At 46.7% G+C, this 15,316-nt stretch carries 8 protein-coding genes; all 8 read right to left on the bottom strand.

Annotated features, from left to right (window positions below; all coding sequences use genetic code 11):
- Positions 1 to 10 precede the first annotated feature (10 nt).
- The 8 genes from ACOIT5_RS13290 to ACOIT5_RS13255 all read right to left on the bottom strand — a co-directional run bounded on the left by ACOIT5_RS13290 (position 11) and on the right by ACOIT5_RS13255 (position 15,295).
- The gene (locus ACOIT5_RS13290; RefSeq protein ID WP_423126640.1) at positions 11 to 1,501 is read right to left on the bottom strand and encodes a calcineurin-like phosphoesterase C-terminal domain-containing protein; all 1,491 of its coding nucleotides are present in this window, start codon (positions 1,499 to 1,501) and stop codon (positions 11 to 13) included.
- 12 nt (positions 1,502 to 1,513) lie between these two features.
- Positions 1,514 to 3,610, bottom strand: a complete 2,097-nt coding sequence (locus tag ACOIT5_RS13285; RefSeq protein WP_423126639.1) for a hypothetical protein — start codon at positions 3,608 to 3,610, stop codon at positions 1,514 to 1,516.
- On the bottom strand, positions 3,607 to 5,838 hold the full coding sequence (locus ACOIT5_RS13280; RefSeq protein WP_423126638.1) for a DUF6259 domain-containing protein: 2,232 nt from the start codon (positions 5,836 to 5,838) through the stop codon (positions 3,607 to 3,609). The genes ACOIT5_RS13285 and ACOIT5_RS13280 overlap by 4 nt, the downstream gene beginning before the upstream one ends.
- 4 nt (positions 5,839 to 5,842) lie before the next feature.
- Entirely contained in the window at positions 5,843 to 8,098 is a 2,256-nt protein-coding gene (locus tag ACOIT5_RS13275) for a DUF6259 domain-containing protein (RefSeq protein WP_423126637.1), read from the bottom strand.
- 7 nt (positions 8,099 to 8,105) lie between these two features.
- On the bottom strand, positions 8,106 to 9,884 hold the full coding sequence (locus tag ACOIT5_RS13270; RefSeq protein ID WP_423126636.1) for a hypothetical protein: 1,779 nt from the start codon (positions 9,882 to 9,884) through the stop codon (positions 8,106 to 8,108).
- 7 nt (positions 9,885 to 9,891) lie between these two features.
- Positions 9,892 to 11,148 (bottom strand): MFS transporter, encoded by a 1,257-nt coding sequence (locus tag ACOIT5_RS13265; protein ID WP_423126635.1) that lies wholly within the window; start codon positions 11,146 to 11,148, stop codon positions 9,892 to 9,894.
- Positions 11,135 to 13,225, bottom strand: coding sequence for a DUF6259 domain-containing protein (locus tag ACOIT5_RS13260; RefSeq protein ID WP_423126634.1), 2,091 nt, complete (start codon positions 13,223 to 13,225; stop codon positions 11,135 to 11,137). Before ACOIT5_RS13260 ends, ACOIT5_RS13265 begins: the two co-directional genes overlap by 14 nt.
- Before the next feature lie 309 nt (positions 13,226 to 13,534).
- Positions 13,535 to 15,295 (bottom strand): RagB/SusD family nutrient uptake outer membrane protein, encoded by a 1,761-nt coding sequence (locus tag ACOIT5_RS13255; protein ID WP_423126633.1) that lies wholly within the window; start codon positions 15,293 to 15,295, stop codon positions 13,535 to 13,537.
- Positions 15,296 to 15,316: the final 21 nt, after the last annotated feature.

The raw sequence follows: 15,316 nt of genomic DNA, 5'->3' as shown, positions 1-15,316 counted from the left end.
TTTTCTTTCGCTATAAATTTACATCTTTTCGGTATTCACGCCCAAAACGGTCTACAACTTTGATAACTACCTTGTTAATGACATTCGGCGGGACACATTTGAAAATATGATAGGTTGGGCTTGCGTCAATCCACGTCCTTCCCGGAGGGAGAGTGGCATCCCCGTCTTTCCCGAAGTATTCAAAGGCCGTAGGGTCGTAAGTCCGGCTGGTAACCTGTGCCATCTGCTGGAAGGTTGCCCCTCCGTCAGCCGACCAGCTGACTGTCCACTGCGAATCCCAGTCCCACACATTTACCAGTAATTCGTCGGAAGGAGGAAGAATCGGGTCGCGATAGCCCGGCACAAAAACGCTAAACTGGTCTTCGGGATGGACATACGAACGGTAGGTCCATTTGATGGAGGCGCCGTCGGCCTCAAATATTTTATAGCCCAGCGGGGCGCCATCGGGACAAACCGGCCCTTCCCACCAGCCGCCACAGGCCGCTCCCACAATGTGTTCTGTGATACCGGCATAGCTGGTCTCCATGGCATTGTAATGGGTGTGCCCGCATATAATCTGCACATTGGCATAGCCCGAAAGCAGGGCGTAAAGGTCGCCACTATTGCCGGTCAACGATGAAGAATACGGAGATTTGGAAGGTGCGTGGTACATCAGTACCAGCGCTTTACTTTTGGATACATACGAGAGGTCTTTTTTTACCCATTTCAGTTGGTCATCGGTGAAACGGACAGAATATTTTACATCGGAACCTCCTTCAAAATAAATATTGTCCAGCACAATATAATGCACTTCGCCCCGGTCAAACGAATAATAGGTGGGCCCGTAATGACGGACATAAACAGAATCGGCAGTGCGGTCGTTGTTGGGCGAAGCTGCCTGGCTTTTGTTGTACACGTGGTCGTGATTGCCAATGGAATAATAAACCGGCTGATTTACTTTTGAAAAATAGGATTTACTCTGGTCGTGCATGTTGGGCGTGTCGAACACCACATCTCCGGTTACCATCAGGTGTACCGGGTTTAATCCCGATGTGTTGATGTCCTGCGCCATAAAATCCAGGATTGATTTCAATTTATTCAGCTCGGTTACGTTACGTACCTGTGGGTCGCCTACCGCAATGAAATAATGCTTTTTGTCGGTCCCGTTCAGTTTAGAAAGGTTAAAAATGATGTTTTTCTTATCGGGGACATCTTTTAAACGTACCCAGAATTTCGGGACGCTGTTTACTACCGGAACGGTATAACCGGCAGGTGAAGTGATGTACACATGGGTTGCCACGGGGTCGTAAGGAATTGAAAAGGACCCATTCTGATCGGTGACCACGAAGGTGGTGCCATCGGTAACCACAACTCCTGCAACCCCTTGCTGGTCGCATACTACTTTTCCTTCGTTTACGATTACAATTGGCTTGTTCTCTTCGCCGTTGTCAATATCATTTTCCTTGCTGCAGGAAACTATCGAAAGTAACACGATAGGGAGGCATAAAAATAATCTGCTCATTAAACTCATAACTTATTTTTCTTTTCTGATTTCGTACATTTTGTATCCTACCTCTCTGATTTTTGCAATGGTCTCCTCGTAAGGAGTGTCGCAAATATCGGTAAAACCGACCTGAAAATTCTCCCCATCGAAACGTCCCGTGGTAGCCTGATCGGAAAACTGGTGCCAGTGGGTGCCGATAATATTCGGGTGACGGAGCGACGATTCCACATAATCGGCATAACAGGCTGCCCGTTCTTCCTGATTGGCTGTTTTTACCAGGCCCGGGTGGAACATTCCCCGGTCGAGGGCGCCAAAATGAAATTCGCCGATCATCACCGGCTTGTCTAGACCTTCAGGTAACGAAAAACCGTAGAGATTCCGTTTGTAAATATTGTAACTGATCACGTCGCAGTAGTTGGCCCCGATGCGGATTACATTTTCGTTGGAACGGGCAAAACGGCATCCCATGTACAACTTGTTTGGCGCTACTTTTTTAAACTCATCCCGCACATTACAGAAATAAGCTTCGGTCATCCAAACCGAAAAATCAACACAATCAGCCAATGCCTTTTGGGGCGGTTTCGCGGTCGAATTTAATAAATCGTTCCATGTCGGATAGTTGGTTTCCCATGCTGTATTCAGAGCCTGAATAGTTTTGTATTTGTTTTTCAGTTCTTTCAGCATTTCAATTTTGGCCGGTTGTGTGGCCGGGCATTGCAGAGTCCACTCGCCCAGGGTGGAGGGTTCGCCCCAGTCGATTTCGTTATCTACAAAAAAGCCAAGGCACCAAGGGTCGTCCAGTTCTTCTTTTCGTTCCATCAGCTGTTTATGGAAATTGGTACGAAACTCCGGATGAAAAGGGTCTTTGAATTTCCACCATACACCATAACTGCTTTCCAGGTCGGGCGATTTCAGTTCAATGCGGTCGGTGTAAGGCATTTGGCGCATCAGGCAAATCGACTTGTCGGAACTGTTGGCAATGGTGTTCAGCCCCCAGCTTTTTAGCCGTTTTTGTGCTGTTTCAGCATATTCCTGCCGCCAATTCTCACCGTATTTCCGTTTGATGTTGGCTGCCGAAAAATCGTAAATCTGTTTGATGTTCCGGGCCTCGTAATATGGGTAGAGCAGTTCGTCGCGGGTGGTATAAAATTCAGCAAATTCGGTTCCTTCTTTGGGCAGGTCTGAAAAATAAAATTCACGTTCATCGAGCGGGGTCATGCCCGAAGAGGGGGTCACGCGCACCACTCCGTGCGACCAATATAAATAACCGTCGGGATCGACCATCCACCATTTCCCGTCCACTTTTTCGACGCGAAAGTTCCCGGTGGCTTCCATTTTCGGGCCGTCCAACCAACCTCCGTAGCGGCTGCGTTTTTCAGGCCCCGGATAGTTTTCCAGCTCTTTTAATTCCTGAAGGCGTGCATTTTTCAACTCTTCGTCCGAATGAATTTTCCCTTTCCATTCGTTATGGATAAACTGTCCGTATTGGTCGATAAACGGGAAAAACTCATCTTTCGTCATGGTCATCCACCGGTACGGTTGATTGGGCTTACCGGTTTCTGCTTCTACTTTATGCAGCGCCCAGTCCCAGGTTTCGCGCGGACGATTGACATATACTGCCACGGCAACCACTTCTTTTAAATCGAGGGTAGAAATACTGCCCCACTGATAAAACGGATTCCGGCGCATCCCTTTACAGAGTTCTTCTGTTTCGGGATTCGGCAATACAAAAGGAAGAGCAATTGAAAATCTTTTGGTTTCGCCTGCCGGAATATACACCCGTTCTAAAAAGATATTTTTTTGTTTCGACAACGAAGCCCCGGGACCTTCCAGGTGAACTGTCAACGGAAGGTATTCCAGCGTGTTGTAATTGGTTGCTTCAATAATCAATTGGTTGCACTGCGATAAATCCCAGCGTCCGTTTATTTTTATTCCTGAATATTTTGAAGTGACCGCCGAATGGACTTTTAATACCTGGTCTTCCGTTTGATAACTTCCTCCAAAAAGCGGGGTGATGCTGTCGGTTGGCAAGGTTTTTTCGACATTGAACAGAACAACCGGTTCCTGTTTTTTACAGGAAGACATTCCGAGAACTATCATTATAAAAACAGACGCTAATATTTTCATTTTTTCCAGATTAATAAGCGGATGTGTTCCGCTTTTAGTTTTTCATTCGGGTTTACATTTCCTTGTCCCGGTTCGGTGGCATGGTCGAATGTGTATCCGGGGACTTCGAGCGAAAATTCCTGTTCCTGTTTGCAGGTGTTCCATACCATGATCCCTATCCGGTTTCCAGAAACAAAAGCCTTTGCAAGCACGTCGGTATGCGCTTTCAAGGAAAAGCCCTGTTCGTCAACGAATTTTCCCTGCCACAAAAGATCGGCATGGTCGCGTTGAAAATCGATCACCTGCCGCATGTATTGTTTTGACACCACCGGGTCTTCGCTGGTTACCAGGTCGAGGTTGGGTTTGCTGATCACATTGTGATAATCTTCGGGAAGCGGGATGCGGTCTTCTTTCAGGTGCCTGACATCGGCTGCATAACGCGATTCCAGTTCCTGTTTCAGGCCATAAACGGTGCCGTAATTCATAATCAGCCGGTTGGCCACGGTAGACGGGTTGCGCACGGTGTTCAACACTTCCGGAAACGTGTATTTAAACATTTCAGGAAAAATTGAAGTAGGCGCGGTGCCGTGCAGCCGGGCTGATAACTCGTCGTGCAGCGGCACATACGCGCCAATTTCATAACCATGAAAATAATATACTGAATTCAATTCTGCGTCACACAAGCCTTCTGTCATCACAACAAACTCAGGATTGATGGTTTTCATGTGGTTGGTGATGCGCTCGAGGAGGCGACAGCGGTCTTTTTCGTATACAATGGCAGGTACGGAATGCCCGTGATTGGGTGCATAACAGATTTTCGGCGGGCGTACCGCCAACTGGTCATAAAGAATTCCGTCGGCGCCCAGTTCGTTGGCCTGCATGGCCAGAAAAAGCATCCGTTCGTACCATTCGTCAGTCCCCAAACAGGCCAAGCCGTGAATACGGGCCGGGGCATCGGAGTATTTGTGCCATTTTTCGTAATCGAGGGTGCCGTCTTTTTTCAGCACCGTAATGTGTTTCCCGGTTTCATCCCAGTAATCGGTCCCGTGCTGGTCGATCAGCTGCCCGTTAGCATAAATGATGGAGCGTTTCCCGGTTTTGCGGATGTTGGCCAGCGCTTTTACCAATGTATCGCGGCCACCCATTGCCGGGTCGGGATGATAATCGGGATAAAAACGGTCGTGCCCACCGTGCGCCCAGCCAAACAACCCGATGATGTCGAGTCCGCGCTCAACCGACAAACGGTTCAGTTCAGCCAGATCGTTGTAATTCCACATAATTTCGTCGTTCTGTTGTTTCAGAATGGTCAACATCCAGCCCGACGAATTTTTTGTCCAGGCAGGAACATCCTGAAGCGGATTGGCCGTGTTGTACCAGGCGCGGTAATAATCGGCGCCTTTGTGCCATGTTCCGGAATAAGGCATGATAACCTGAGGCGGGATCGTCCGGCTTTGCCCTGCGAAACAAGTCATGTCGTGCTGAAAAGCGAGTCCGAATGTTTTGTTTTCAGGCTGATACCTGACCCGAAATTGTTTCGACCGGAATTCTTTATCGTGGCTTGCAAAATACAGACCGCCGTTTTTACCGGCCATCGCGCACCATTGCATGGTGGCAAAACGGCAGGGATATTCTGCTGTGATTTCGTAAGCCGAAACAGCTTTGTTGTATTTCCATGTCAAAGCCCCTTTCATGCTGACTTTATTAATGGGGTTTTCAGCCGATGGCTCTTTGATGAAAATTTGGCCCAGTCCGCAGGGCATCAATAAGGGGAAAGAGGAAAGTTCGGCCTGAATGCCATTGACCACCGGCCCGATGAATTTCATTACCACCCAGTCGCTGACCTGGTTGCGGATGGCCCCGCTTATCTGAAAAGCTTCCTCCTGAACCGAAAAATCAAGATCAAGCCCGACATTCCATGTTTTGCCGTCGAGTACAAGCGATGGATAGCTCAGCCGGAAACCGTTTGCCATTGCCGTAATTTCAGGTACATTTCCGTTGTTACTGATGACTACTTCTTTGGTATTGTCGGCGAGGTTTTGCAACACGATGGCCCATATTGCCTCCCCGGTTGCCACCGAAGAGGGGCAGTTTTTGTTTGTTTCCAATTGCAGCCCCTGGTCGCTGTATATCAGCTTTCCCGTGGTTGTTTGTAATACCGTTGGGGTAACTTTTTTCTTTTCCATTGCAACCGAAGCAAAAGAAAATAAAGTCAAAAAAATAATGCTGCAAATAAGAATTCTTCTAGTCATGTTTTTACTTTTTCCAAATTAACAATCGTATCGTTTCAGGGGCTAGTTTTTCAGCAAAGCTAACATTGCCTTTTCCGGGTTCGGTCGCAAAATCAAAAGTATATCCGGGAACGTCAATCAAAAATTCTTCATCATCCGCTCCGGCGTTCCATACCACAATTCCCATGCGGTTATTATTGACAAAGGCTTTCGCAATAATGTTCCGGCTACATGAAATTGTAAATCCTTTATCGTCCATATATTTCCCTTTCCAAAGCAAATCTGAATTTTCGCGCTGAAAATCAATTACCTGACGGATGTAGATTTTGGAAGCGACCGGGTCTTCTGTAGTTACCAATTCAAGATTGGGTTTCCATATTACATTTTCATAATCTTCGATAACAGGTATCCTGCCTTCTTTCAGGTATTTTACGTCGGCTGAGTAGCGTGATTCCATGTCCTGACGAAGTCCGAAAACTGTTGCATAGTTGAGTGTCGCACGATTGGTGACCGGGGTCGGGTTCCGCGTTGTGGTAAGCACTTCGGGGAAGGTGTATTTAAACATTTCAGGATAAATATAGCTGTACACTTTTTTATTGATGCGTGCATAAACTTCTTTGTTCATGGGGGCATAAGCCCCGTTTTCGTAGGCATGGAAATAGGCGATTGAACCCAGGACTGCATCACATAACCCTTCCGTCATCACAACAAAATCGGGATTGATGGTTTTCAGGTGTGTAGCAATCCGGTTGAGCAGGCGATAGCGGTCGTTGGTATATACCACTGCAGGCGCTTTGTGCCCATGATTGGTGGCATAACAATACCGGGGGCCGGAGACAGCCAGCTGGTCATACAGTATTCCATCAGCGCCCAGTTCGTTTGCCTGAAGCGCCAGTTCCAACATGCGTTCATACCAGGCATCCATACCCAGGCAAGCCATTCCATGATAACGGGTAGGTGCATTGGTGAATTTCTGCCATTTCTGATAATCATACGAACCGTCTTTTTTTACAACCGTGATTTGTTTTCCGGTTTCATCCCAGTAATCGGTCCCATTTTGGTCAATCAACTGGCCATTGGCGTAAATAATGGAACGTTTTCCCTGTTTTCGGATGTTGCATAATGCTTTCATCAGCGCCTCACGGCCTCCCATGGCTGTATCGGGATGATAATCGGGATAAAAGCGGTCATGTCCGCCGTGTGCCCAGCCAAATAGTCCGATTATGTCGAGCCCGCGTTCTGTCGAAATTCTACAAACCTCATCCAGGCTTTCGTAATTCCACATAATTTCGTCATTCTGCTGTTTCAGTATGGTCAACATCCAGCCCGACGCATTCTGTACCCATACAGGCACTTCCTGAAGCTGAATAGACGTGTTGTACCATGCACGGTAAAAATCGGCGGCATGATGCCAACTGCCCGCGTAAGGATATACCACCAAAGGCGGAATTGCCCAACTATCGCCGGGAGCACAAGCCAGCAGATGTTTAAAAGCTGCTCCGAATGTTTTGTCTTCAGAATAATATCTTACGATGAATTTCTTCGCTTCATGATTTTTGTCGTGGCTGCCCAGATAAAGTCCCCCATTCTCCCCTGCAAAAGCGCACCACTGCATGGTAGCAAAACGAGACGGGTAATTTGCTGAAATCTCGTAAATTGAATTTGACGGGTTGGGTTTCCAGACAAGCTCTCCGTTGTATTTGTAATTCAAATCATTCTCGTCGTCTTTTTCAGCCGGTTCCGATGAAGGCGCTTTTACAAATTTTTGTCCAAGTCCACAAGGCATAAGCAAAGGATGAGTAGATAAATCGGCCTGAAGCCCATTAATAACTGGTCCGGTAAAGCCAACCACGGCCCATTCGGTTTCCCGATTTTCGATGTTGCCGGTAATCCGGAAGGCTTCACCCTGAAGCGAGAAATCAAGTTTTAATGACAAATTCCAAGTCTTGCCATCTTGCAGAAGCCGGGAGTAAACCAGCGAAAAACCAGATTCCGATACGTTTACTTCTGGTATATTCTCTTTGTTGTTGATCTCCAATTCCTTGTTGAAATCGGAAAGATTCTGCAGCGTAATTGCCCACACTGATCTTCCGGTTACTCTCGACGAGGGACATTCCTCTTTGAATTTTAATATGATTTCATCGTTGGTATAGTCTAATCGTCCAAGGTTTGTTTGCAAACTTTTGGGCAGGTTTTTTTTCTCCTTTGCAACGGTCGAAAATGAGATTAAACACAAAGAGATTAGTGTAAATGCCAGTAATTTTCGATTTATCTTTCTCATATTGTTTTTATTTTCTGAATTTTCTGATGGTGTACTGTACCGGAGAGGGCCTTTCCTGTTTGGTAAAATCGAGCGTTTTCATTTCTTCCAGCGTTTCATGGAGTGCATAACACGCTTCTTTGTAACTTACTTCGCATAGCTCGGAGATTAAACGGATGCCCCTGTCCCTGAGTTTTTTATTGGAAACCTCCACCCAGCTCATCCAGTTGCTGGTTACACGGCCCATCAATATCATGGTTCCGGTGGAAACCGTGTTCAGCACTAATTTGACCGCCATGTGGTCCATCAGGTTCAGGAGCGATGGGGCCGGGCTACAGGCTATCCGGTAATCAGCCGGCTGGTTGCTGTTGCCCACCAGCAGCGACGACTGTTCCTGAAATTTTTCAGCGCAACGGTCGAATGCCGCTTTGTATTCGCCGTATAACGGGCTTTCCACTTCGCGGCCCCCGAGTATGTTCACCGCCCTGTTCGGGGTTCTCGACCAACGCGACAAATCTTCTTCGTTCCCGATGTGAAATTTTACGATCTGGGTTTTATCGAGCTGTGGCGGCGCCGATGCAAGCGAATCGGGAACACCCATTTGGCGATACAGGTCGCTGGTCCATTCGAGGCAACGCACCGGGCGACCCAGCACATATTCCCAAGCCTGAGCCGTGGGCAGAAGCGGGTTTTTTACAAACGCCCACGACGGCAGAGAAACCTGATCGTCGAACTTTTTAAACGGGGGCAACATAAAAGTAGGCGCCCGTTCGGTAGTATCGGTGAAAATATCCAGCAGGAATTCTTTTGCAAAATAGGTAACCAAACCGTTTTTCTGATATATTTTTTTCTCCATTTCCAGGTAATTGCCCAGTGTTCTCGTATTACTGTCGGTAGTCAATTCATCTAAAAGAGTAGCAAACTCTTCGGCATAATCGAAATTCCGGACATGGATAAGTTCCAGTTCTTCGGGCAAAAGAACCTGCTGAAGGCAGCGGCCCAAAATGGTTTCCAGTGCAGCCCCGCCAATCAGTTGTTCCGATGTGGTGGCCTGCATCCGGGTTGAGCCGGCGACCGCCATCGGGCCGCAATACAAATCGAGAACGGTAACCCGCGGGTCTTCGATGGCTTTCCGGGAACGCTCGATGTGTTTCGCCAAAATATCTGCCGGATTGTTGAACAACAGAAACACTTTCGCACCACGATTGGCTGATTCATCAACTGTTCCCAGCACCGACGAAGTTTCGCCGCCTTCGGTAATGGCAATCAGCACATCGCCTTCGGTAATATCCATCTCTTTCACCTGCTGCCGGCCAAATTGCTCGTAATCTTCAAAATATTCGACCGAACGGATCAGTGCATAATCACCACCGGTCATCATGCTGAACACGGAATTTTCAAACCGGGCAGCTTTTGGGTAGATGGCAGGGTGTTTTTGCCCCAGTTCCCTGAAGAAACAACGCCACATCGCTTCCAGCAAAATGCTGAGGCGACCGGTTGCGCCGCAGCCGGAAAAAACAATTTTTTTCCCGTTGGTAACCGCAAACGCCCCGGCTTCTACCATCTTCTGAAACGATTCCGAAGCCAGCACTTTTTTGGCCATCGCCTGTACATCGCGGTCAATCGACAGCAACAGACTGATCCCTTCTGCCGGAGAAGAAGCAAATTTTTGGTCGAGGCCGCGCGTTTTGGGGTTCGACTGTTCGGTGGGCAACATTCCCAGGTGAAACTGTTTTTCGTTGTTCAGGAAATTTTCGGCTTCCCGGTGCGCTCTTGCAAGCATATCTTTATTATTCTCTGAGTTCATTTTTTATTTATTCATCTGTTTTTAAAATACTGTCTTTCCCGAAAAACCATTTCAACGCGATCAGCACACAAATTCCGCCCAACAAATAGGCAAAACCCATGGACGACAATCCGTTTGAAAGTCCGAATGATTGTTTGAAATACCCCAGCAGGAAGGGTGACAGCGACCCGACCCCAAACACGAACAAATACACGATTCCGTTGATTGATGCGCGATAGCGGGGTTCTATCGTAGCAAAAAGCGTGGTGATAAAATTGGCTTCATAAATTCCCCTGAACAGGCCAAATGCTGCCAGACAGAAATAGGTTGAAAACAAAGTGGTTGATTGTCCCATGCCAAAGATGAACGGTGCGCCCAGCAAAAGGCCGGCCCCCTGAATGACCAGACGGGAATTTTTCGATTTCAGCGCCAGCTTGTCGGAAAGAATTCCTCCCAGGATAATGCCAACAAAAGCAAAAATATGGTGATAAAACATAGAGGAGAAACCAGCGTTGGTTACCGAAAGATTGAATTTCTCGTGTAAAAAAATCGGCATCCAGGTCAGGTAACCAACATTGACAAATACCAGGCATATAAACGATACCCCGAGCAACATGGTCGATGGTTTGCTGAGTAACATCCGGAAGGCCTCGCCAATAAACTTTTTACTTTCTGAAAAAGTAGTGGTTTCGGGTTTCATTTTTGGTTGGGGCAACCGCCAGAACAGTAAAAGTGAATAAACCACCCCGATCCCGCCAAAGATGTAGAAAGCCATTCTCCATCCGTAATTTTCAGCAATAAAACCGCCCAGCACCCCACTCAGAATAATACCGATATACAGCGATGTTTGGTGTATCGACATGGCCCGCGCCCTTGTTTTGGTGTGGTATTCCGAGATCAGCGCATTGGCCGAGGGGGCATAAAAAGCCTCCCCTCCGCCAACTGAAACGCTTCTTAGTAAAATTAAATGAAAAACGGTATAGCTCATGCCGGTAAAAAAGGTAGCAAGGCTCCACAAAAAAATACTGATCACGATGATTTTCTTTCGGTTAAACCAGTCGCCCACAAAACCGGCAATGGGGGTACAAATCCCTACACACAGCACAAAAACAGAGGCAATCAGTCCCAGTTGCGCATCGGAAAACCCTAGGTCTTCTTTAATCAGCGGCAGTACAATATTGAAAATCTGCCGGTCGGCCTGGTTAAAAAAGAAGGCAATCCAGAGCCAGATCAGAAGTTCCCATTTTAGAAAACGTTTTTCCTGCATATCTCTATTGCTTTTCAAAAATGATCAATCTCAGCGAATTGGCATCCAAAGCAGAAGACGAATTAACGGTTGCCTTTCCGGGTTCCGATGCGGCAATCGGACGGTAGCCGGGAACTGAAATCGAGAACTCTTTTTTCTCCGACAAATTACGGTTCCAAACCACCACGCCGATTTTTTTACCGTTCATAAAACCTTTGGCAAGGATGTCGTTTCCACTGTATTCAATTCCTTCTTCGTCAATAAATTTTCCGTTTCTGAAAAAATCTTTGTTATCATTTTCAAACTGCATCAACCGATGGGCATACGAGGTCGCCTCGTCGTGCGATACTTCCAGTATTTTACTTAGTACAGGTGGCGAGTTGACTGTTTTGTAATCGTCTTTTTCCGGCATTTTGCCTGTGGCGAGATAATCGGCATCGGCCTCGTAGCGGCACATAATTTCGTGCCTGATTCCGTAAATGGCGGCATAATTGGCATCGTAGCGTGGCAACATGGGAATGGCGTTCAACTGAAGGATAACCGATTCGGGAAAAGTATAGCGGAATAACGAAGGAAACGCATTGGGGGTAATTACACTGCCCGGGCCCAATCCGTGAAAAACATCGACTTCGGTCAGCAGAAGGTCGGTTGTCCCTTCGGTCATCAACAAGAATTCAGGATTGTCTTTCTTTAATTTCTCGCGAATGTCGCGCATCATTTTTACCCGGTATTTGGCAAAAGCATCCTGCGGAAGCTCGTGGTCGTGGTGGGTCGAGTGGCACAAATAAGCGCTTTTCACTCCCACCTGGTCCACATGAACGGCATCGGCCCCGTACGATTTTACATTCGATACGGCATCTTCGATGGCTTTTCGCCATACTTTTGAACCGGGACAACCGCGTGCAAATACCACCGGCGATATATAATTGTATTTTATAAACGATTCAAAATTGAGGTCCATTTTTTCGTTAAGATGGGCCGTCTCAATCCCATTGTAGGTGTAAAAATCGGTGGAGGCATCCATGATGTTCCCGTTGGTGTACATGATGATTTTGAAGCCCCGCTGGTGCGCCCGATCGATGGCTGCTTCCAGCTCTTTGCGCCCGCCCATCGCGTTGTCGGGCAGAAAGTTCGGGTACAAACGGTCGTGGCCGCCTACGCCCCATCCCCATAAACCAATGAGTTTAAAGTTCAGTTTTTCAGCAATATCGCACAAGCGGTCGATGTCGTTGTACCTCCACATGACATTTCCGTTTTGCTGTTTGAAGATCACCATCATCATTCCCGAACTTTCGCGTATCCAGGGGGCTATTTCCGGTAATTTAAAATGTTGGTCGAACCAGGCGCGATAATGCCGTGAGGCATTGTGCCAACTTCCTGCGTAAGGTTTTACAATTACATCGGGAAGCGTAAATTCGGCTTGATATCCCGGAAAGGTAAGGCTTGCCTGAAATGTTTTCTCTGTATCGAATTGCAGACGAAAGTCTTTTCGTCCGCGTTCCGGGTCGTGGCATCCGACATACAAACCATTTCCTTGTGAATGGATGGAAAACCAGGGCATTGATCCCCAGGTGCCGGGGTAAATCGATGTTTTGCTGCCAAAATCTTTCGGGCTGTTGTAGCATTCTCCCATGCTCGTTGGCCAATATATTTTCGTGTCGTTTTCGTTTGCAACAGCTCCCGATAGTTCCGGGTAACGGACTTCTTTAATCATCCAGTCGCCGGAGCTGTTTTTCAAATGTCCGGAGAAACAGAACGCATCGTCTTTTACCGTGATGGTAAATTCGGCTTTCAGCGGCACATTGGTTTGCCCGACCGTGAAATTTTCTTTGCCAAACACGATGGTTTCCCCTTTCATTTCTGCTTTTATTTCTTTGCCGGGCGACAGGGTGGTTTCTTTTCCGTCAATGTTGTTTTTCAGGGTAACGGTCCATAATTGGTTCAGCGATTTATTCAGATGGACTACCTTTCCCTGGGTAATGGTAAGGTTCCCTTTGGAATCAATTTTCAGGATGGATGCTGAAGTTTTTAATTCTACTATGTTCCCTGCATGCAACCGGAAGTTCAGTGAACCGATCATTAAGCATATCAGCAGGACTAAATTTGTTTTTCTCATGGTGATTCAGGTTTCTAAAAGGTATTGTACAGGATGTAGAACCCCTGTCGACAGTCCGTTCACGGCGTCAATTCGGGGGATTTTTTAATTTCAGATGAAATTTTTCCCGTTTAGCTGTTATTCAAATGCTACTTCCCGTTTTTTTTGTAAAATCAGATGTTGAAAACCGGGGCTGAACAAAAAGCCTTTGACCCACAATCAGCGTCACCCTGAATTTATTTCAGGGCCTGCCGATCAGAATAAGGAGATCCCGGAACAAGTTCGGGATGACTCGATTCCTGCTTTTTGTTCAGCCCCGGCATAACTGACTTAATAGCCCGTGTTCTGTTTCAGGTTCGGGCACACCGCAATATCATCAGCCGGAATTGGCCATAAATAGTGTTTCGAGGCGTCAAATACGCGCTGGCTCAATACACGGCACTGAGAAACATTGGCCATTGTAGTGAAGTCGGGACATCCGTTTTCATCAATCTGGGGGATTCCCGGGAAAAACCAGTGGTTATTCTTCACATACGTCTTAGTGGCAGCAAGACTTGACGGTAAACCATAATTCTTGTAATTCAACACGATTTCACCAATCCTCCAGCGTAGAAGGTCGTTATACCGTAAAGCTTCAAAAGCAAACTCCATTCGTCTTTCAGTCCGCAGAATGGTCCGCAATTTAGCCTGGTCGGTTTCTGTTATTTTCGGATACAGGTTTGATGTAAAATCTACTTTGTAAGCTCGTGCCCGTACTTTGTTCATTGCATCCAATACACTTTGATCGATATTATTCAGTTCAATTTTTGCTTCGGCATACATCATAAGAATATCAGCGTATCTCAAAATCAATTTATCATTATCGGCTTCCAGGTTATCGCTCCAATCTTCGTCAATCCCTTTGCGGAGGATCAATCCATTGTAGGAAGCATAGGTGTCGCCGGCTTTTGAATCTTTGTTTGTCACAAATTTTTTCTGTGTATAATTCCAGCATAAGGCTGAATCGGGATGAGGCGTATAATTAAACCCAAAATAGTTGGAGTTAAATTCAACAATGGTATAGCCACAACGAGGGTCGCGATTCTTAAACGGATTAGTCCGGTCGTACAAGGGCGATTCGTCGATTGGTTTTCCATCGGTACAAAGGAAAGCACAAAGCAAGTCCCACGATGGACTGGCAGTTGTAGAAGGAGAAGTTACGTTACGGCTCAGGTAAGCAGTAACAGCGCCTCCTGCCAGACTGGTTTTGTATTCTGTAGAACGGGGAATACCAAATATCGTTTCTACTGAGTTTTTTGTTTTACTCAGGAACAACTCGCCAAAATCAGGATAGAGTTGATAAATTTCAAGGTCCATACATGCTTTCGCGGCATCACGCGCTGTTGCATGGTCGTTTACAAAAAGAGCGATACGGGCTTTCATTCCAAGCGCTGCCCCTTTGGTCGCCCTCTTCACTTCACTGCTCTCATAAGCTACAGGTAATTTTGCAATGGCATAGTCAAAATCTTCGTAAATATGACTAAGTACCTCCATTTTATTGACACGTCCCTGAGCAAATCCTTCTTCCAAATCCATATCTTCGGTAAAATAAACAACATCGCCAAAATAAGAGATTAACCTCGCGTATTGACATGCCCTTACAAAGCGGGCATCAGCCATATAACGTTCATAAAGTTCCTCTGCCAGGTTTTCTTTCGATCGTTCGATGTTTGCCAGAATGGTATTACATCGGCTGATTGCCTTGTAACTGTAACTCCAGGTGTTCTTCAGAAATGTGGAGTTGCTGCCGCTCAAAGTACCGTTAATAAAAGGGACCACCGAGGTTCGGTTCATCCAGTCATCGGTTGGTTCGTCCAGCGACATAACATTGCTGATTGTACGTGCCCCGTTGCTAAAGGTCGTAAAATCGTTTTTAAACATGGGCCAGAACTGATGAAGATAAAGGGTGTTCAGGCTCATTTCAACCTGGGTACGGTCGGTAAACCAGGTTTCGGAGGAAGCCTCGGAAAGCGGTTGCAGATCCAGATCGTTGCATGCCGATAACGTAATCCCTGCTAATCCAATTATGATAAGATATTTTTTAAGTTTCATATTGAATGACTTTTTATCGTT

It is taken from the genome of Gaoshiqia hydrogeniformans (assembly GCF_049347105.1).
GTDB classification, from domain to species: Bacteria; Bacteroidota; Bacteroidia; order Bacteroidales; family Prolixibacteraceae; genus Gaoshiqia; species Gaoshiqia hydrogeniformans.
The sequence above is the reverse complement of the archived record's forward strand: the minus strand, read 5'-3'. Positions and strand labels throughout refer to the sequence as shown.

Bases quoted from the DNA above. Each gene is read 5' to 3' on its own strand.
- ACOIT5_RS13280 (WP_423126638.1), bottom strand. From the start codon at position 5,838: ATGACTAGAAGAATTCTTATTTGCAGCATTATTTTTTTGACTTTATTT.
- ACOIT5_RS13275 (WP_423126637.1), bottom strand. From the start codon at position 8,098: ATGAGAAAGATAAATCGAAAATTACTGGCATTTACACTAATCTCTTTG.
- ACOIT5_RS13290 (WP_423126640.1), bottom strand. From the start codon at position 1,501: ATGAGCAGATTATTTTTATGCCTCCCTATCGTGTTACTTTCGATAGTT.
- ACOIT5_RS13255 (WP_423126633.1), bottom strand. From the start codon at position 15,295: ATGAAACTTAAAAAATATCTTATCATAATTGGATTAGCAGGGATTACG.
- ACOIT5_RS13260 (WP_423126634.1), bottom strand. From the start codon at position 13,225: ATGAGAAAAACAAATTTAGTCCTGCTGATATGCTTAATGATCGGTTCA.
- ACOIT5_RS13270 (WP_423126636.1), bottom strand. From the start codon at position 9,884: ATGAACTCAGAGAATAATAAAGATATGCTTGCAAGAGCGCACCGGGAA.
- ACOIT5_RS13285 (WP_423126639.1), bottom strand. From the start codon at position 3,610: ATGAAAATATTAGCGTCTGTTTTTATAATGATAGTTCTCGGAATGTCT.